This window comes from Anaerosporobacter sp., from assembly GCF_031551385.1.
GTDB lineage: Bacteria > Bacillota > Clostridia > Lachnospirales > Lachnospiraceae > Anaerosporobacter.
The window spans coordinates 1-20862 of record NZ_JAVBNS010000010.1 but is presented as its reverse complement, the minus strand read 5'-3'; the positions used below and the strand labels follow the sequence as shown (position 1 = coordinate 20862).

Genomic DNA, 20862 nt, shown 5'->3' with positions numbered 1-20862 from the left:
ATTATCACTTCTCTCAATAGAAGATAATATATTAAATTTTCAAGGAACAATATGACAAAGAGGCAGATTTATAATACCTCATTTGTCGGGCAACTCATGATATGAATATATAGATAATGGGTTGGTGCAAAAATAAGTTTTAACTACACTTCAAGATATCCTTTCAATAGATATTCTTGTAGATTGTAGAAAAATTTTATTTTGCAACAGCCCTTATTTTATGCAAGAAAAGAGCTACCATAACCAATTTGCAAGAAAAACAAGAGTTGGAATGGTCAAGATAGAGAGCAGTGTTGATATAACAACAGTTTCTACGGCATAGACGTGGCTTTGGTTATGTAATTGTGCATATACAGCAACATTAGAGCCAACTGGACAGGCAGAGGCAATCAGTAAGGCGATTTTAATGTTTAACCAAGTCTGAGGAAGAAAACATAAAAGTAACAGTGTGACGATAGGAATTAGAATAAGCCGAACTGCGGATATGCGATATAGTTTGGGTTTTGTCAGCATTTTTTTCAGGTCAGTTTGTGCAAGGTAGATGCCTATCGTAAACATTGCAAGCGGTGTATTGACACCAGATAACGTACTGAGTGTTCTCGTTAAGATATGTGGGATTGAAAGTTGACTGAAAAAGAATAGAAGTCCAATCTCTATGGCAATCATAAAAGGTGCTTTCAGTACTGTGCAGGGTTTTATAGCGTTTTTGTGACCAGACATTAAGAAGACACCATATGTCCACTGCAATAGGTTCAAAAAGGCGATAAAAGAGGCAATGTAGAATACAGAGTCACTTCCCACGGCAACAATAATTAAAGGAATTCCGATGAATCCCGCATTGGAAAAGGCAGCAGCAAAGCAAGCAATAGAATCCTTCTTGAATATGATTCGAGAAAAGATAATAGAAATACCTAAAATAAGAGCCGCCATCAATGCACTAACAAAAAGACCAAGGATTCTTTCTGGTGTTCGTTCTACCAAAAAGCTATTAATGATAACGCAGGGAAGTACAATATAGATTAATAGGTTGCCGAAATATTTACTTCCTTCTGCAGTGATTTTCTTTGTTTTGAATAAAGCATAACCAATTCCGGCAAGCAAAAACATAATGATAATCTGTTCTAAGAGGATTTTTGTGATTGACATGTAGTTCTCCTTATTGCTTACAAGTATGGTTTCATATTGTTAAGGACAATTGAATAGGCATGAGGATACATATGCATACCATCTACCGTGTATTCTTCTTTTAAATTACCAGCTTCGTCCGTTAGTCCTTGATTACAATCAATATAGGTGTAGTCAAATAAATCAGCAATCTGTTGCAAATGCTTGTTGGCAAGGGTAATGTTTTGGTTATTCCGTATTTTGAATACGTCTGCCATATCTTTTCTGTACTTTTGAGCAAAGATTGCATTAACTGGATAATATGCCATAAGATAAAATTGGGTTGTTGGCAATTTCTCTTTGCATTGTTTGAATAGTAAATGCAGATTATCTGTCAAATGAGGAAGCCATTCCGTACTATCTTCTTTATAACGAATATCATTAGTTCCGATGTTTATGAAAACTTTGGAAGGTGATAAATCAAACAATACGGTGTCGATTACAGATAAAAAATCGTCTGTTGTAAATCCACCAATTCCACGGTTATAGATGATCTTATTAATATTTTGGCTCAAACATAATTCTCTTACAGGAAACTGTTCCATCAGAGAAGAACCGGTGAACAGAATTTGTCCCTTTTGTACATTTTTATTTAGCTGGTGGTAACTGTTTACTTTAATTAAGTGTTCTATTTTCTGATAATCTTCGATTCCCTTTGTATAGAATTCTCTGATATCTTGTCTTTCCATCTTTTTATACTCATGCATATCATAAGCTTGCCTATGATACTGCCACTATAAGTACAGGTGAAAGGAACGTTTGGCAGCATGGTTTCTCCTTTTTAATTTTTCTTTCAACCTGAATGCTTTGTACTTTTTGTTTCCTATGACGATATTGTTTGATGATATTGTTCTTGCAAAACGTTCACAGTAACAGAACCCAGTTCATTTCTGTGAATTGCTTACTTATAGTATAATTACTTTCTGATTGTATTTCCAATATTAATTTGCTACTATAGATATAACTTTGAAGTTATAAGTAATGAAAATAATATTGAGGTGGAGTTATGGATTGGTTTCAATTACAGTATTTTAAAACCGTAGCAGAAGTAGAGAATATGACACAGGCATCAAAGCTGTTACACATATCACAGCCTTCTTTAAGCCAAACCATTAAGAGATTGGAAACAGAGTTGGGATATCCACTTTTTTTTCGAGAAGGGAAGAAGATTCGACTGAATGAGACAGGAGAAATTCTATTACATGCAGTCGAACAAATGAATCAAATTATGGAGAATAGCAAACTTGCGATGGACGAAAAAAATGGGAAAGAGGTACGAGAGGTTTCTCTTTACATCGGTTGTGCTTCCATGTTGCTTGCCAGTTTGCTTCAGCATCTAAAGAAATGTACTCCTGAGATTGAGTATCGCATAAATCAGTGGAGTGGAGAAGTAAAGAATAAAGAGGCCGATTTCAGTATTGTTTCTGCGCCAGTTGAAGATATACAAGGCAATGCACGGTTACTGCTGCGTGAAAGAATACTATTGGCATTACCTCAAAATCACCCTTTCGTAGAGAAAGAGAAAATTTATATATCCGATTTAAAAGACGAAGAATTCATAAGTTTAAATGAAAATTGGTCTTTGTGGGAAACAATGAGAAAAGCCATGGAATCAGCCTCCTTCGAACCAAAGATTATTATGAGAGTAGATAATCCTAGTTTGATGCGGGAGTTATTAAGTTGCCAAATGGGAGTAGCCTTTGTTCCTGAGGTTACATGGCATAGTTTCGCTGGGGAAAACATTGTTATGCGTCTGGTCGAAGGCTGTAGCATGGAGAGAAATATCTGGTTAAAATATAAGGAAAATCGTTATCTGTCGCATTCTATGAAAGCATGTGCAGATGGCATAGAAGAGTTTTTTGGTAGGTTACTCTATTAAGTTGACGTTCGCTGTGTTGTAGGTAGTTTACGAGCATAGTGCGCAAGTCGTTTTTTAATTATATATGCAGTCGTTTAATGAGCTGATAAATCACACCGTTTTGTATTACGAGTGGTTTTGTATGCGCAAAGAAGATAATACCATCGCTTGGTGCAAGAATCTGCGATATTATTTCACCTTCTAATGGATCAATTACAACAGCAAGTGTATCGCCAAGATGTACTTCATCTCCAGGATTTTTTAGCCTGCGATAGATACCAGATACGTCAGCACGAATAGGAAGCAAAGTATTTTCTTCAATGATACTTGCGATGTACCCATTATGGCAGTCGTACTTGATGATACCCATGCGGGTAAGAAAACGAAGTACAGAAGAGACGGCTTGTCTTGCTGATGGTTCGTCAATTTGGTCCGTAGCACTTGTGTATACAGAGAATGCATTGGTGGAATTCATTTGCCAGCTATAATTTAGCGTCGTTGTATCAAATGGCTCTGGCTTTCTCGTTAATACATAAGGAAGACCGAATAGATTAGCTAAACTTGTATTTTGATGACCAGTTTCCATCATACGGACATGGGGAATGAAATCGCCGGGGGTGTGAAAACTGGCAAATTGAATACCATAACTGTAGCCTCTTGTTTTCTCAAAGACTGCATGTGCAATACGCTCTGTAGTCTCGCCTGAAGGATTACCAGGGAACATTCGATTGATGTCTGTCTTATCTAAAGCCCAGAAACGTTTCTCGACGTTAATAGAGAAGCTGTTAACGCATGGGATAACTAAGATTTTATTATTGTTTGAAATATGTCCACGTTTTTCGATTTCCGTCAATGCTTTGATAAGTTGTGAGCAAACATAGAGTTGTTGAACTTCATTTCCTCTAGTAGGGCCAACGATGCAGGCAGCATTTTCACCGCTTCCGAATGTATATCCATATATGTCCATATTAGTACGAAATGGAGCATCTAAGGAATAGATTGTTTCTTTTAACATGTTCCAGCACCTCCTAATATTCTTGCGATTAATGAGCCGTTGTACACAACAGGGTACTCTCTGAGTGTAAAAACAGTACCACTGCATGGCGCAATAATATGTTCTTTGATTGTACCAGTGAGAGGATCAATAATATCTCCTACACACTCCCCTTCGCAGATCCCTTTCCAATGCGAAATAGCTGGAACAAATAAGCCCGAAGCTTCTGCATGAATCATCTGAACGTGTCCATCTGTTGAAACAATTGGTTCGCGAATTGGTGGAACATCGCCTGCCCAAATGCCAAGTTCCTTCATAAGATTAAATAAACCATCGACTAACTGTAAGCCGTATTCTTTTGTTAGACGCATACCAACACCCATCTCTACCGCAAGAGAAGGTACGCCTAGGGAATTAAGACTATGTACTAAAGAGGATTTTAGAATAGTAACCGAGTCATTAACCCATACAAAATCGACGTTCAAAAGTTTGGAATAAGGTAGTAGAGTTTTAAGATTCTCATGACTGATACGTACTTGAGGAATCTCTTTTATAAATATATTACTTGCATGTAAATCAATACATAAATCAGAACCGAGGATATCGTCGATAATAGTTGCAGCGACACATTCTGCCATGTCACCCTCTTCATTACCAGGGAAGTTACGATTCATATCAAGGTCAAAAGTAGGAACTCGTCTTGTTATTGATTCCATACCAAGTGGGTTAATGTATGGATAGACATCTACAATTCCATTGAGGTGTTCTATGTTTTCGTTGATTCTACGAATCAGTTCATAACAAATGAACTGGCCTTCTAGTTCATCACCATGAATGCCTGAGACAATGCAGATTCGTCTCTCGTTACCTGTAAGTGACAACGGAAGTAAACGATTTTTTTTAATGTCCATGGATTCTGCAACAGGTAATCCTACGGATATAACGTCTTTTATCATGAAATATTTCCTTTCTGTGTATTAAGTTGGTTAGAGCGAAACTCTATTCTGCGGTGTCTAAGTTTCTTGATTACCATATGCTAACACAAAACACGCTACACATCTAAGTGATTCTAGGTGTATGCAGATATATGTTCAAAAGTCACGGAAGCACTAGAGATATTTCGCTATCGTTTTTTAGTTAGCAGATGGTAATCAAGAAACAGGGAAGCATATTGAGAGTTTTGCGAGCACATACTATGGTTAATGGTTATGAATATATATAATTATATATGAAAGTGTTTAATACATAAATTTTTTTTCCATTTTATGATACAATACATTCAAGTAGGTGTCAATTTATGAAGCAAAATAAAACGATTGCCGAAATATCGTTGTTTTTCTAAAGAATAGAAGATATAATGTAACTTATGAGAAACAGCGTAGCTGTTTCTAGGGATTACACGAAGTGTAAGACCGTAAGCTCTGTAAGAGCTCATAAGTTAACGAGAGAAATTACGAAGTAATTTCACGAGTTTAGATATCAAAGAAGTAAAAAGGGTATTCAGAAAGGTAAATACAGAATGGATATTAATTACGAATTATATAAAGTATTTTATTATGTAGGGAAAACATTAAGTTTTTCAGAGGCATCAAAAGAATTATTTATCTCACAATCAGCGGTAAGTCAGTCAATTAAAGTTTTGGAGAAGAGATTGAACCAGACTTTGTTTATTCGTAGTACAAAGAGGGTAAAGCTTACGAAAGAGGGAGAGATGCTATTTAAGCATATAGAACCAGCGATTAACCTAATTAATCGTGGAGAAAGCCAGATTATGGAGGCGGGGACGTTGAATGGAGGCCAGCTTCGTATTGGTGCAAGTGATACGATTTGCCGTTACTATCTGCTTCCGTTTTTGAATGATTTCCATCAAAAATATCCGAAGGTTCATATCAAAGTTACAAACGGGACTTCCCTTCAATGTGTAGAATTACTCGAATCAAATCAAGTGGATTTAATTGTGGTGAATTCGCCAAATAGTCGTTTGAATAGCATTAACAACGTGATAGAAGTAGGGACATTTCGAGATGTATTTATTGCGAACAAGAATTATTTTCCTACAGTAAATCGTGAGATGACATTAATTGATTTAAGAAACTATCCTATTCTTATGTTAAACAAGCAGTCAACAACAAGCGAATTCCTTCATAGTTTGTTCTTACAACAATCAATTGATTTAGCTCCAGCAATTGAACTTAATAGCAATGATTTGCTAATTGATATGGCACGAATAGGCTTAGGAGTTGCATTTGTACCAGATTACTGTGTGAAGAATTTTGCAGATTCAACAGAGGAAGAGATGATTATTCTTAATCTGAGTGAGGAACTTCCAAAGAGAAAATTAGTGGCGGCGTATAGCAATCAAATTCCGCTAACAGCAGCATCACAGTATTTCTTAGATAACTTAGCATTGCAAAACGAGGAATAAAATGTTGGAAAATTGTGAATAATGTGGAACTTATATATCGTGCAAAAGTGAAGATTCTGTGAATTTCCGTAATCAGCTTGACGAACAAGACAAAGTTATATAGAATGAAAAATGTGTTACAAATAAAAGGTATTATAAGTAAAGATAATTATGGAGGAAACAAAGTGAATAAGTTTAAGAAGGTAATAACCCTAGTACTTATGGTGGTACTTGTATGTAGTATGGCATTAACAACAGGATGTAGTAATAAGGCTTCAAGTACAAGTGGCAATTATAAAAAAACAGATGTAGCAGTTACAATTGATGGCGAGAAATTAACAATGGCAGATATGCTTTACTATATCTATTCTTATGAATCACAAATCGATTATATGGATCAAATGTACCAATATTATTTTAATACTGGTTACTGGGATATGGAAATTGAAGAAGGAAAAACAATTCGTCAAGATTCAAAAGAACAAGCAATGACTACAGCAATTCGTTATGAAGTATTATATAAAGAAGCAATTAAGAATAACTACTCATTAACAGATGATGAAATTGCAACAATTAAAGAAAATTCAGTTGCTGTTATCGAAGAGATGTCAGAAGAACAACTTAAATTAACAGGATTTACAGAAGAAACAGTTACAGAAATTCAAAAAAAATGGTCACTTACTGATAAATACTATCAAGATTTAATTGACGCTTTAGATGTTGATGATGAAGCAATTAAAGCAAGCATTGATAAAGAAGAATACAAAGAATACAGTGTAGAATATATCTTAGTGCCAACAACAACTGAAGATGCAGAAGGAAATGTAACATCTTTATCAGATGATGAGAAAAAGGCAGCAAAAGAAAAAGCAGATAAAATGTACAACATTGTTAAGGAAAGTGGAAAATTAGCGGATGGTGTTGCAGATGATGATGATGAATCTACAGTATACACTGATTTGTCATTCTTACCAAACGATGAAAATGAAACAACAAACAAAACATTTATGGAAGAAGCAATGAAGCTTGCAAATGAAGAAATTAGTGGCGTTATCGAAACAGAAGATGGTTACTATATTATTAGAATGGTTGACAATGCAGCAACTACAAAATATGAGGAAGCAGTAACTACAGCTATTCAAGAAGTAGAAGATGCTAAGTTTGATGAAGAATTTGCAGTATTGGAAAAGAGCTATAATGTAGAGATTAACGATAAAGTTTGGGATAAAGTTGTTATGGGTAACAATACAATTGTTGCAACAACAGCAGATACAACATCTACAGAAGAATAATATTTTAAAGTAATACAAAGCTCTATGCTATGTGTAAGAGAGGATTTTAGTAATCACTTGAATACCATGCATAGAGCTTTTTTGTTGGCTATACATAGGTTTATACAAAATAATAATAAATCCAATCACTTATATAAGGAAACCTAATTAGTAAATTGAATTATATTAATTTTATTTATAAAACCTAGTATGGTATAATAGAGACAGTGTAAAATTAATAGATACTGATCACAGAGTGAACAGTAACAAATAATAATCATATGTCAGAAAGGTAAGGTAAGCGATGAGTAACGTAAAGAGAATCTATGTTGAAAAGAAAGCACCATACGCTGTCAGAGCAAATGAGTTAAAAGAAGAAATTAAGAGCTACTTAGGAATGAAAGGATTAAAGGAAGTTCGTGAATTAATCCGTTATGATATCGAGAATTTATCAGAAGAAACGTATAAGAAATCACTTGGAATCGTATTTTCTGAACCACCTGTAGATTCTTTATATGAAGAAGAATTTGCAAAGAATGAAAACGACAAAGTATTCTCTGTAGAATATCTTCCTGGTCAATTTGATCAAAGAGCAGATTCTGCAGAACAATGTGTAAAATTATTAAATGAAAAAGAAGAGCCAATTATCCGTTCAGCAACAACTTATGTATTAACGGGAGAAATCTCAGAAGAAGAATTCGACCGTATTAAAGCATATTGTATCAACCCGGTTGATTCAAGAGAAAACAATAGTGCAAAACCAGAAACGTTAGTAGTAAAATTCGAAGAGCCAGCAGATGTTATTACATTTGACGGATTTGTTGATATGGAAGAAAGCAAATTAAATGAATTATATCAATCACTTAATTTAGCTATGACATTCAAAGATTTTCTTCATATTCAAAATTACTTTAAGAACGATGAAAAACGTAATCCTTCTATGACAGAGATTCGTGTTCTTGACACATATTGGTCAGATCACTGTCGTCATACAACATTCCTTACTGAATTAAAGGATGTAGAATTCGAAGACGGTTACTACAATGCACCAATTAGAGCTACTTACAATCAATATACAAAAGACAGAGCAGTAATCTACAAAGATAGAGATGACAAATATATCTCATTAATGGATATCGCATTAATGGCAATGAAAAAATTACGTGCTGACGGCAAATTAGAAGATATAGAAGTTTCTGATGAAATCAATGCATGTTCTATTATTGTACCAGTAGAAATTGATGGAAAAGAAGAAGAATGGTTAGTATTCTTCAAGAATGAAACACATAATCACCCAACAGAAATCGAACCTTTCGGTGGTGCAGCAACTTGTCTTGGTGGAGCAATCCGTGACCCATTATCAGGTAGAGGTTATGTATACCAAGCAATGCGTGTTACAGGTGCAGCAGACCCAACGGTATCATTAAAAGATACATTAGAAGGTAAATTAGCACAAAGAAAAATCGTTACAGGTGCAGCAAAAGGTTATAGTTCATATGGTAACCAAATCGGTCTCGCAACTGGTTTAGTAGATGAAATCTATCATCCAAACTATGTAGCAAAGAGAATGGAAATCGGTGCTGTTATGGGTGCTGCTCCAAGAAGAAATGTTATTCGTGAAAATTCTGACCCAGGAGATATCATTATCTTACTTGGTGGAAGAACTGGACGTGATGGTTGCGGTGGAGCAACAGGGTCTTCAAAAGCGCATAATACAAGCTCAATTGATACATGTGGAGCAGAAGTTCAAAAAGGTAATGCACCAACAGAAAGAAAGATTCAAAGATTATTCCGTCGTGAAGAAGTTAGTTCTATTATTAAGAAATGTAATGACTTCGGTGCAGGTGGTGTATCGGTTGCAATCGGTGAATTAGCAGATGGTTTACACATCTTTATGGACAAAGTGCCTAAGAAATACGCTGGTCTTGATGGAACAGAACTATCAATTTCTGAATCACAAGAAAGAATGGCAGTTGTTGTAGATAAGAAAGATGTAGACAAGATGTTAGCATTTGCAGCAGAAGAGAACTTAGAAGCTGTTGAAGTTGCTGTTGTTACAGAAGAACCAAGACTTGTAATGATCTGGAGAGACAATGAAATTGTTAATATCAGCAGAGCATTCCTTGATACAAACGGTGCACATCAAGAAGCAAAAGCAATCGTTACAATGCCTTCAAAAGAAGATAACTACTTACAAAAAGAAGTAGCTGTAACAGATATGAAAGCAAAATGGTTAGAAGTTCTTCATGACCTTAATGTATGTTCTAAAAAGGGTCTTGTTGAGATGTTCGATAGTTCTATCGGAGCAGCAACCGTTACAATGCCATATGGTGGAAAATATCAATTAACACCAATTCAAACAATGATAGCAAAACTTCCTGTATTAAAAGGAAAATGTGATACAGTAACAATGATGAGTTACGGTTTTGATCCATATTTATCAACATGGAGTCCATACCACGGTTCGATTTATGCAGTAATTTCATCAGTAGCTAAGATTGTAGCATGTGGTGGAGATTACTCTAAGATTCGTTTCACATTCCAAGAGTATTTCAGAAGACTTGGAACAGATGCGAAACGTTGGGGCGAACCAATGGCAGCATTATTAGGTGCATATGAAGCACAAATGAAACTTGGTTTACCATCTATTGGTGGTAAGGACAGTATGTCTGGTACATTTAATGAAATAGACGTACCTCCAACATTAGTTTCTTTCGCAGTAGATGTTGCAAAGGGACAAGATATTATAACTCCAGAGTTCAAGAAAGCTGGAAACAAGATTGTTAAATTCAATATTGCAAAAGATGAATTTGATATCCCAGTATTTGAGCAAGTAATGGAATTATATGCACAGATTACAAAACTTGCAAACGATAAAGTATTACAATCCGCATATGCAATTGAAAATGGTGGTGTAATCGAAGCAGTTAGTAAGATGGCATTTGGTAATAAATTAGGCGTTACATTATGTGATAGCGTGAAAGCAAGTGATTACTTCAAACCAGAATACGGTTGCATCGTAGCAGAAGTTGCAGAAGCAGACCTTGCTAAGATTACAGCAGTATATGAAGTAATCGGTGAAGTTACAGATAAAGCAGCATTTGTATATGGCGATACTGTAATTACTATGGAAGAAGCATTAACATCTTGGACAGAAACATTAGAAAACGTATTCCCAACGAAGTCTGAAGGTGAAAATGGAGCATTAGAGACAAAATTATTCGATGCAAAGACAATCTACACAGCAAAAACTAAGATTGCCAGACCACAAGTATTTGTTCCAGTATTCCCAGGTACAAATTGTGAATATGACGTAACAAAAGCATTTGAAAAAGCAGGTGCAGATGTTAAGACTATTGTATTCCGCAATTTAAGTGAAAAAGATATCACGGAATCTGTTAAAGCATTTACAGAAGAGATTAATAAATCACAAATCATTATGTTCCCAGGTGGATTCAGTGCAGGTGATGAGCCAGACGGTTCTGCTAAATTCATCGCATCAGTATTCCGCAATGAAGCAATTAAAGAAGCAACAAACAATTTATTGAAACAAAGAGACGGTCTTGTACTAGGTATCTGTAATGGTTTCCAAGCTGTAATCAAGTTAGGTTTAGTTCCTTACGGTGAAATCACTGATGTTACAGAGGATACTCCAACACTTACAACAAACCGTATCGGACGTCATATTAGTAAATCTGTTTATACAAAAGTTGTTACAAACAAATCACCTTGGTTATCTAAGGCTGAACTTGGTGGCGTATATACAATTCCAGCATCACATGGTGAAGGACGTTTCGTTGCTAACGACGAATGGTTACAAAAATTATTTGCAAATGGTCAAGTAGCGACTCAATACGTTGATGTTAATGGAAATCCAAGCATGGACGAAGACTTCAATCCAAATGGTTCTTACTGTGCAATTGAAGGTATCACAAGCCCAGACGGACGTGTACTTGGTAAGATGGCTCATTCAGAACGTATCGGTGATAAAGTTGCTATGAACATCTTTGGAAATCAGGATCAGTTGATATTTGAGGCTGGGGTGGAGTACTTTACGAAGTAGGATGAAATTTCAACTAAAGTTATAGAATGTTTTTTAGACCTTGTATGGAGGAGATAATCCTCTGTATGAGGTCTTTTTCTATTATTTAATTTGACTCAAAGGAGATTTTTACATAAGCTTTGACAATTTTGAAATAGTGTATTATAATATATCCAAACGATATATCGGAGGTTTGATATGCTTGAGTATATTATTATTGGAATGGCTTTAAATGATCCTTTAACGGGTTATGACATCAAAAAATATATAGAAAACGGAATTAGTGTTTTTTATAAAGCGAGCTTTGGTAGCCTTTATCCTGCCTTGAAAAAACTTACTGAAAAAGGTTATTTAACAATGACTGAACAACAGCAAGGAAATCGACAAAAGAAGTTCTATCAAGCAACAGAGGAAGGAAAGATTATATTTGACGAGTGGCTTGCTTTACCCGTTGACCTAAATGACACTACGGAAAGCCGATTAGTAAAAATATATTTTTTTGATAATCTTTCTTCCGAAACGAGAGATAGACAACTAAGAGAATATGAATTAAATAATGTGAACTATTTGAGAAAACTTGAGCTTTTAGAAAAACAATTTGATGAAATGCCAAATAAAGATGATTTTTATTTTAAATTATCTACTCTTTATTATGGCATACGTATTATACAAGAAAATATAGAATGGTGTAAACACTTGCAAGAGCATAAACCATTGAAAGATTTTATTGGGAGGAAAATATGATGAAACAAGAAATTATACAAATTGATTTAGGTGGAGTTAATAGTTACTTACTTAAATCTGATAAAGGCTTTATATTGGTTGACACAGGCGGACCTATGTTAATGGATAAAGTGTTTTCAAGCCGTTGTGACTTATTGGAAAACGCACTTGAAAAAGCCGGGTGTAATGCTCAAAATCTTAATTTGATTATACTAACGCATGGAGATATCGACCATGCGTATAATGCCGCCTATATAAAAAATAAATATAATGCAAATGTTGCTATTCACAAGGATGATGCTTATTTAGTTGAAAAACCTAGCATTAATGATTTCATGGATAGTCAAAAATATAGGTCATTTATATTTAAAATAGTCGCAAAAATAATGCATAAAACTTTTTATAAGATTGCAGTCAAGACTATTGCAGAATTTAAAACATTTTATCCAGATATTTTAATTGATGAAAAATTCAAACTAACTGAATATGGATTTGATGGTGAAACAATACATATCCCTGGTCACACCAAAGGGTCAATAGGTATTTTAACAAATGAAAATGATTTAATTGCAGGTGATATATTCGTTAATAATAAAAAACCGGAGCTTGCTTTAAATGCTCTTAATTTTAATGAGTTAGATGAGAGCATAACAAAGATAAAACCATTAAATATTAAAAATGTTTATATAGGACACGGACAGCCTTTTATATTCTCAAATTTTAAGTTTTAGTTTGCGAGGTGATTTGTAAAGTGACATTAGGCTCAAAATCTCCGATAAATGAATTCAAGCAGTTTACCTATAAATTCGGATATACCAATCTGACTTTTGATTTATGGATTATTCTGCATAAAACAGATTGCAATAGAATAATAGTACGAAGAGAGGATATGATACTGTGTTAATTACAGCAACGGAACTTAAGAATAATCTTGGTAAATATTTAATGATATCAGCAACAGAAGATATTTATATAGCTAAGAACGGCAAGGTTGTTGCCAAGTTAACAAAACCATATCCGGATAAGGTTGAGAAAGCAAACTCCCTGTTTGGTATATTACCAAAAGAAGCAGCTTTAAGCAGTTCAAAAGAAGAACGACTGGAATCAAAATAGATGCAATAATTTCAAGAGAACCAAGGAATAAACACAAGAAAATTTTTGAGACTTTATTATAGAGGGAAGCAATCCTTTGTATAAGGTCTTTTTCTATGAAGAAAACATTGAAAATAAACATTTACAGTTAGCAAGTTACCTTCCTTTTGCAATATATGATATATATGGTAGGATATGAAAATTACTCTTGTACAAAATAGATAAAAGAAATCTCCACGAATTCAATTACTACGTGAAAAGTTCTATATATCGTGCTTTATCCTTTTAATTAATCAAATATTTTTTCGTCTATTTTGTTACAAAACTATTAAAAAAGTGTTTAATAATTTACATGATTAAATGACGGAAGCGTGCTATAATTATTATAAGCGTGATTTATTATAGAACGAAAATGGATGGGGGTGTATGTGTGCAGACGGAGGCTTTTTTTCCTTGCGATGATTTGAATCCTACTGTTTATTTCGTGTGTAAACAGAAGAGAGTGAAAGAGTGCATCTATCATGAACATGATTTTCCGCAAATAAGTGTTATTCTATCAGGTAAGGGAAAATATCTGATTGATGATGAGCTATTTGAAGTAGAAGCAGGGGATATACTGTTTTTTGATTCAAAGGTAAGGCATCATAATGTTGTTGTGAATGACAAAGAGCCGATGGTTGAATTTTTCGTTGGTTTTGCAGACATACATTTTCAGAATATGCCAGAGAATTCGATAGATTTTGGTGTATATCCTAAGATTATGCATATGAAATCGCATATAAAACGAGAAGTAAGTAAGATATGTTATGATATGATTGCCGAATACCAATCGGGACAACCAGGTACGGAACTTATGGTTAAGGCATATATGATTCAATTATTGATACAGGTAGTACGTGGACTAACAATAGATGTACAAAAAACAGAAGTTGAGCAATTTGAAAATTATAATAGGAGCTATGTTGTGAAGCGAATCATTAATTATCTGAATGAGAACTATGAACAACGCATATCGCTTGAACAAATTGCACATAATATGTACCTCAGTCCCGTATACATATCAAAGATATTCAAAGAAGAGACTGGAGAGTCTCCGATTAACTATTTAATAAAAATTAGACTTGAAAAAGCAAAAGAACTCTTACAGGTAAGTAACAGTGGGAGTATTAAGAATGTAGCAAAACAAGTTGGATATGAAGATGTATATCATTTTAGCAAATTATTTAAAAAATATTATGGTATCTCTCCAATGTATTATAAGAAAAATGTAAAAGCGAAGATGAATGCATAATTAGGAAGGAGTATTAGAATCGTGATGGATATGTACGAAGCAATATGGAGAAGAAAATCAATCTATCATTATAGTATGGAAGCATTGGACGAGCAGATGCTTCGAAATATTCGTGCGTTTTTGGAACACCAGATTCTAATCAAAGAAGACTGTAACGTAGAGTATGCAATCGTATGCCAGTTAGATCAGAAGAAAGCGATAAAGAGTGAACTTGGTGTGGAAGCACCATACTTTATGGTTATCTATGAACAGGAAAGTGAGCATCACTATCTAAATGCAGGATACCTTCTTGGACAATTATCATTATATGTTACTTCGAAAGGACTAGGGAATTGCCTTGTGAATATGTCTTTTGGCAAGCGTAAAAAGAGTGATAAGAAGATTATTGCAGCACTTGCTTTTGGTAAGCCTAGATCGAATATAGCGTTAGAAGGGTATAAATCAAAGCGTATTCCAGTAGATTATCTATGTGTGTATAAGGAAGATGTGAATATGGATCTGAAGATGGTTATGAAAGCAGCAAGCGCATCACCATCATGCATGAATAGTCAGCCATGGCGATTCGTAGTTTACCATAATCGTATTCATATATTTTTGAAAAAGGATACATTAATTAAGAAATGGTTTCATTCGGAGCAAATGGTAGATATGGGATTTATGCTGTCTACTTTGCTAATGGAAGCAGAGAACCTATGGCTAACTACAGCGATTGAGTATGTAGAAAATCTGTCAGAAAAACCAGTGAAGAATTATATATATATATTAAGTGTTGTATTAGAATGAAAAAACAATCTTAATGTGAAGCATCAAGGATTAGATGTGCTTCCATTAAGATTGTTTTTTGTTTAAGGATATTTCAATTAGCGAATTGTAGTTTTAATTGTAGTAAGGTTGTTATACGCCTCTTCATCGGTATCTCCATAGATTGTTTTGTACATATCAAGGATATTGGCATCCCAATCAAGTAGAATTGGCCATGTACAATTTTCATATTTCTTTGGAGATTCATATGCACCGTCAATTGGAATGGACTGCATCTGAATGGTAGGTGATTTAATATCTAACATAGCATTGAGTAACATCTCAATTTGACCAGTAGAGAGGTTTGTGTTCACATAACCAAGACATGTGTTAGTTGTAGTGATTAATTGAATAATATTTTGACTCTTATACTTTTCAAAGATAGCATTTAGTAGACGTCTTTGACGTAGAGTACGACCAAAATCATCGTTAACGCCATCATAAGTAGGTACTTTACGAACACGACAAAAACCAAGTGCTTGATTACCATTTAATAAATTAATTCCTTCTGTTACATTACGATATGCTTTATTAGAGATATAGTTTGTTGTGTTTAGATAGTTTGCTTCTTTTGCGCCTAACTGGATTTTAACTCCTCCTAAGAGATTAACAACATTTTCAAAGGCTTCAAAATTAACATAAGCATAACCATCAAGGTGAATCTTATAATTTTGCTCAATCGTGTTTCTTAAAAGTTCGATACCTCCATGTGCGTAAGCAGCATTAAGTTTTGTACTCTTCCAATCAGGAACGCTTACATAAGAGTCTCTCATTAAAGAAGAAAGAACAATGGTAGAATCCTTTGTGTTGATAGAAGCAATCATCATAGTATCCGTATTACTTGCGCCAAACAGCTCTTCGACTCCAAAGATTAGAATATTCGTAACATAATCTTCTTTACGTCCAACGATTTCTCCAGTATTCCAATCATATTCTTTAACAACAGTTGGTACATTTTCCTCTACATTAGAAGATGGGCCATCTGTAGTAGTTGTTGTGGCTGTAACATCTTTGTTAACGGCAACAGATATATAATTGGCTAATATTTTCGTTATAAGTCGATTACCTGGTTTTGTAAAGAGTAGAAAACAAACAGAAAGGATAAGGAATACGATTATTCCACCAAATACTTTAAGAGCAGTATGTTTTTTCTTAGGTGGATCTTGAGCCTCGGCTATATCATCTGTAGAGAGTTGGTCGCTATCTGTATTATTGGCATCCATTTGTTCGCTAACTTGCTGTTTTAGTGATTCTTTGATATCATAAGAATCATCATCGAAACCGAAATCCCCCTGAATATTAAAATCATTTTCTGAATTGGATTTCTCATTATTATTTTCTTTCATATAGTAACATGTCCCCCATGGTTTGATAAAATAGTACATGAATTTAGTTATTCCTTACTATTAAACCACAAATTCGAAAATAATGCATTAAGAAGTCGTTGATTTCTTCTGAATATTTCTTAATAAATTCTTATGAAATTATTAAGGTAGGGAAATAACTATAAAATAAACTCTACGGAGCGTTGATTGAAATGTATCAAATTAGTGAGTATGATAGTACTACGGAGGTAAGAACTATGGATTGTTTAAAAGTAGGGAAGTTAATTCTTAAGTTGCGTAACGAAAAGAACTATACGCAAAAACAATTGGCGGATGCTATGAATATAAGCGATAAGACAATATCGAAGTGGGAGAGAGGTCTTGGTTGTCCAGACGTTTCTTTGCTTCACACATTATCAGATGTTTTGGGAGTAAATATCGAACAGATATTACTGGGTGAATTAGAACCAAATCAAATAGATGGAGGAAATATGAAGAGAATAAAATTTTATGTATGTCCAAGTTGCGGAAATATCTTAACAGCAACAGGAGAAGCAGAAGTATCTTGTTGTGGTCGTAAGTTAAGTGCATCTGTTGCAAAGCCAAGTGATGATAGTCATAATATTAATGTTGAACTTATCGATGACGAGTTCTATATTACATTTGACCATGAGATGATAAAGGAACATTATATTAACTTTATTGCTTATGTAACATATGATAGAGTATTGCTAGTGAAGTTATACCCTGAACAGGGGGGAGAAGTTCGTATGCCAAGAATGCGTGGCGGTAAATTCTACTTTGGTTGTAGTGAACACGGATTATGGCAAGCAGCAGATATAAAAAGGAATGTGAAAAAGTAAAGAAAAATATTAAAATGTTGTTGACAAATGCAAAGATTTACGGTAATATATCTATGTTGCTTTTGTCAACAACATAATATGCGCGAGTGGCTCAGTGGTGGAGTATCGCCTTGCCAAGGCGAGGGTCGCGGGTTCGAATCCCGTCTCGCGCTTATCATATTTATAAGGGTTTAGCTTGTTAGAGAGCTAAATCCTTTTTTTGTTTTCTTGTCTTTTTTCTTGTCCTTTTCTAACGAAATTAACTATTTTGTTGCGGTGATATCTACATAATACGCTGTTTGAACTACACTTGTCTGCCTTTCTAGTAAGTTTTCAGAGAATGCTTGGCATATTATCTGAAAATAATCCACTTCTTGTGTATTTTGTATATATTTTATTCGAATTATCTTTTTTTTTGTGCTCTTTTGTGCTATTATTAATATAATACAGTTGTCGTATATTGTAGCATTTGAGATATAAAGATAACTAACTTATAATTATATTAAGGAGGATATTGTTTGTAGACGAAAAAGTATGAATGATAGATGGAGGCGATTACTATGGAGAAAAAAACGTTAACGGCACTTGATGAATACATAAAGAAAGTATATGTGATGGTATTATTAATAGTACCGGGGGCATGCCAAGCGGCAGGATTGACATTTACAACAGAAAAGATACTAGGCTGGTATCCGTCAGTAAATTGGTTGGCATTAATTATATTCGATATAACATGTTTGGTTTATCTAGGTATTGGTTTCTATTTTGTTAAGACAGGATTAGCAGAAGATGGAACAGTTCGACCAGAGAAATTAAAAGCTGGAAAAATCTATATCATGATACTTTTGTTTATTCAGTTTAACTTTATCGTATATCTGATTCCATTCAGTGAATTTTGGGCTTTTGCATTTTTCTTTGTTATACTAACAGCGTTTTTACTTGATTGCAAGTTGGTGGGAATTACAATTGCAGAGGTATATCTATCACTTGTGGTTTCATGGTTTTTACGAGGCAATATAACACTGCCTGAAAAAGATAGTTTATTTTTTGCAAACATTATTAACAGGAATATATGCTTAGTGTTGTCATTTGCAGGAATATATGCAGTAACATATTTTACGAGTCATTTCCTTGTAAATGCGAAAAAGGATGAGTTGGATAAAAACAATGAACGTGTTCAGAGTGTTTTAAACGAAGTAATCGTTCTTAGTAAGAGGCTTGGTGAAGCTAGCTCAGTACTTCTTTCAACTGCACAAAACGAAAGCGCATCGACACAAGAATTAGCGGCTACAACAGAGACACTAATTTCAAAGAGTGATTATATGTTAGAAAAGTCAGAAGGAAGTAAGAGTAATCTTGATGATTTAAAAGATAGTAGCAATAATATTCAAGATAAAATGGCAATTGTAGAAAGTATGTCTAAGAAACTCTTAGATGTTTCATCAGTCAGCCAAGTTGCTATGAATGAATTAGTAACCATTAGTGATACGGTAGCGAAAACTACGAATGCAACAATGGAAGTTACGAATAACTTGATGAGTGAAACAAGTGAAATTGGTAATACAATAAAGATTATTAATGACATTGCAGAATCAACGAATCTGCTAGCGTTAAATGCTTCTATTGAGGCAGCACGTGCAGGAGAAGCTGGAAAAGGATTTGCTGTTGTTGCTCAAGAAGTTGGAAACTTAGCAAAGAGTACGACCGAATCACTTGTTGTTGTAAACAATATTGTATCTCGTATACAAGATGGAACAGAACAAGTGGCGATTCATATGCAGGAAAATACAAAGCAGCTATCAGAACAAAATCAAGCATTAACAAAGACCGTTTCTGAAATTAAAAATATGTTGGAATTGTTGACACAGTCAATTACTCATATAAATGCAGTAAATGATTTGCAAAAACAGCAAGATAATATTATTGAAAAAACGGTATTATTGAACGAAGAAATAGCGCAAGGTATTGATGAGGAAAATGGTGAGTTTACATCTATAAATCAGATGGTGCAGAATAATACAGAAGAGATTATGGTATTGATGAAGCAAGTTGATACAATTAATGCTATGATTGAAGAATTAGAACAAACAATGGTAATGTAAGAGTTTGAATAGGATATCCCCTTTCGTTAGATAAGTACTGACGAGAGGGGGTGTTTTTATGTATACGTATCTTGTAGACAGTTGTATATTTAGTTGTTATAATTATCCAAAGAATAATCTTTGAAAAAATTAGATGAGTGGAAATGTAATGGTGATAAACGAATGGAGTGGAATGTATTGATTATAACCATAGCAATAATTCTGATAGTAATAATAACGGTTTGCTTTATATTGTGGTTTGACTACAAGCAAAAAAAGCAGTTTCGAGCTATCGTAAAAAATAATTTTGGGAAAACATATCGATTTTCAAAAACAGAAATAAAAGAAGAGAATTTGTTATATTTAATATCCAAATACGGAAAAACAGTAAGTGACCAAACAATAAAAGATTTATGTATGTATCGTGTTTTTCATAAAATAAATCATACATATTCTTCTCTTGGCGAAGAATCTTTGTTTTGGTTATTGAATAATCCTTTATGTAGTGCCAAGGAGCTAAACGAACGCGAAACATTTATGAAAGAGTTTAAAAGCAATGAAAGTCTTAGAAACTTATTAATTGAATTCTTTATGAAGATTGGAAAAAACAATAGTTTATCTATTTATGAATATATGGATTATATATGTGGTTTCAACTACAAGATATTTCGTTATAATTTTATTGCGATAATTATGTTAATTGGAAGTGTACTGTTGGCTATTGCTACGCCTAAAGTTGGAGTCTTTATTTTGATGGTTACGATATCTATTAACATTATAACGTATTTTAAGAATAAGAATATAGCGGGTTTAGCGTTAGAGAATATCAGCATGATAGAGAAGATAATGAATGCAGCAACGAAAATTAATGATTTGGATAACCCTATATTTTCAGAACATAAAAAGATTTTTTTGAATGCATATAAGATAAAAAGATTTTTTCGTGGGTCGTCCATCATTATTTCAAACAAGAC

General features: G+C 34.0%; 17 protein-coding genes and 1 tRNA gene. 13 read left to right on the top strand and 5 right to left on the bottom strand.

The window, feature by feature from the left end; translation table 11 throughout:
- Nucleotides 1–234: 234 nt before the first annotated feature.
- On the bottom strand, nt 235–1146 hold the full coding sequence (locus RMR19_RS02070) for an AEC family transporter (RefSeq protein WP_310601835.1): 912 nt from the start codon (nt 1144–1146) through the stop codon (nt 235–237).
- A 17-nt stretch (nt 1147–1163) separates the two neighbouring features.
- Nucleotides 1164–1853, bottom strand: a complete 690-nt coding sequence (locus tag RMR19_RS02065; protein ID WP_310601834.1) for a GDSL-type esterase/lipase family protein — start codon at nt 1851–1853, stop codon at nt 1164–1166.
- A gap of 317 nt (nt 1854–2170) precedes the next feature.
- Here RMR19_RS02065 and RMR19_RS02060 point away from each other — a divergent pair, with 317 nt between their 5' ends.
- Nucleotides 2171–3043, top strand: a complete 873-nt coding sequence (locus RMR19_RS02060; protein ID WP_310601833.1) for a LysR family transcriptional regulator — start codon at nt 2171–2173, stop codon at nt 3041–3043.
- A 58-nt stretch (nt 3044–3101) separates the two neighbouring features.
- On the opposite strand, the gene RMR19_RS02055 is transcribed toward RMR19_RS02060, so the two are convergent.
- Nucleotides 3102–4037, bottom strand: a complete 936-nt coding sequence (locus RMR19_RS02055) for a M14 family metallopeptidase (protein ID WP_310601832.1) — start codon at nt 4035–4037, stop codon at nt 3102–3104.
- Entirely contained in the window at nt 4031–4972 is a 942-nt protein-coding gene (locus RMR19_RS02050) for a M14 family metallopeptidase (protein WP_310601831.1), read from the bottom strand. Before RMR19_RS02050 ends, RMR19_RS02055 begins: the two co-directional genes overlap by 7 nt.
- Before the next feature lie 563 nt (nt 4973–5535).
- Between RMR19_RS02050 and RMR19_RS02045 the strand changes: the two genes are divergently transcribed.
- The 8 genes from RMR19_RS02045 to RMR19_RS02010 all read left to right on the top strand — a co-directional run bounded on the left by RMR19_RS02045 (nt 5536) and on the right by RMR19_RS02010 (nt 15622).
- Nucleotides 5536–6441, top strand: a complete 906-nt coding sequence (locus RMR19_RS02045; protein ID WP_310601830.1) for a LysR family transcriptional regulator — start codon at nt 5536–5538, stop codon at nt 6439–6441.
- 164 nt (nt 6442–6605) lie between these two features.
- Nucleotides 6606–7712, top strand: coding sequence for a peptidylprolyl isomerase (locus tag RMR19_RS02040; protein ID WP_310601829.1), 1107 nt, complete (start codon nt 6606–6608; stop codon nt 7710–7712).
- Between the two features lie 283 nt (nt 7713–7995).
- Nucleotides 7996–11754 carry a phosphoribosylformylglycinamidine synthase gene (locus RMR19_RS02035; RefSeq protein ID WP_310601828.1) on the top strand — a complete coding sequence of 1253 codons (3759 nt, stop codon included), beginning with the start codon at nt 7996–7998 and terminating at the stop codon, nt 11752–11754.
- 177 nt (nt 11755–11931) lie between these two features.
- A complete protein-coding gene (locus tag RMR19_RS02030) occupies nt 11932–12477 on the top strand; it encodes a PadR family transcriptional regulator (RefSeq protein ID WP_310601827.1) in 546 nt (181 codons plus the stop codon).
- On the top strand, nt 12474–13187 hold the full coding sequence (locus tag RMR19_RS02025; protein ID WP_310601826.1) for an MBL fold metallo-hydrolase: 714 nt from the start codon (nt 12474–12476) through the stop codon (nt 13185–13187). The genes RMR19_RS02030 and RMR19_RS02025 overlap by 4 nt, the downstream gene beginning before the upstream one ends.
- A gap of 166 nt (nt 13188–13353) precedes the next feature.
- Nucleotides 13354–13569 (top strand): type II toxin-antitoxin system Phd/YefM family antitoxin, encoded by a 216-nt coding sequence (locus RMR19_RS02020; protein WP_310601825.1) that lies wholly within the window; start codon nt 13354–13356, stop codon nt 13567–13569.
- 391 nt (nt 13570–13960) lie between these two features.
- Nucleotides 13961–14839, top strand: a complete 879-nt coding sequence (locus RMR19_RS02015) for an AraC family transcriptional regulator (protein WP_310601824.1) — start codon at nt 13961–13963, stop codon at nt 14837–14839.
- A 24-nt stretch (nt 14840–14863) separates the two neighbouring features.
- Entirely contained in the window at nt 14864–15622 is a 759-nt protein-coding gene (locus RMR19_RS02010) for a nitroreductase family protein (RefSeq protein ID WP_310601823.1), read from the top strand.
- 77 nt (nt 15623–15699) lie between these two features.
- Here RMR19_RS02010 and RMR19_RS02005 read toward each other — a convergent pair whose 3' ends face one another.
- Nucleotides 15700–16986: an LCP family protein gene (locus RMR19_RS02005; protein ID WP_310601822.1), complete on the bottom strand. Its 1287-nt coding sequence runs from the start codon at nt 16984–16986 to the stop codon at nt 15700–15702.
- A gap of 236 nt (nt 16987–17222) precedes the next feature.
- Between RMR19_RS02005 and RMR19_RS02000 the strand changes: the two genes are divergently transcribed.
- The 4 genes from RMR19_RS02000 to RMR19_RS01985 all read left to right on the top strand — a co-directional run.
- Nucleotides 17223–17828, top strand: coding sequence for a helix-turn-helix domain-containing protein (locus RMR19_RS02000; protein ID WP_310601821.1), 606 nt, complete (start codon nt 17223–17225; stop codon nt 17826–17828).
- Nucleotides 17829–17908: 80 nt separating this feature from the next.
- Nucleotides 17909–17980 (top strand) — tRNA-Gly (locus tag RMR19_RS01995).
- Between the two features lie 387 nt (nt 17981–18367).
- Nucleotides 18368–19909, top strand: coding sequence for a methyl-accepting chemotaxis protein (locus RMR19_RS01990; RefSeq protein ID WP_310601820.1), 1542 nt, complete (start codon nt 18368–18370; stop codon nt 19907–19909).
- A 120-nt stretch (nt 19910–20029) separates the two neighbouring features.
- Nucleotides 20030–20862: hypothetical protein (locus RMR19_RS01985; protein WP_310601819.1), on the top strand; the 833-nt coding region annotated here is incomplete at its 3' end.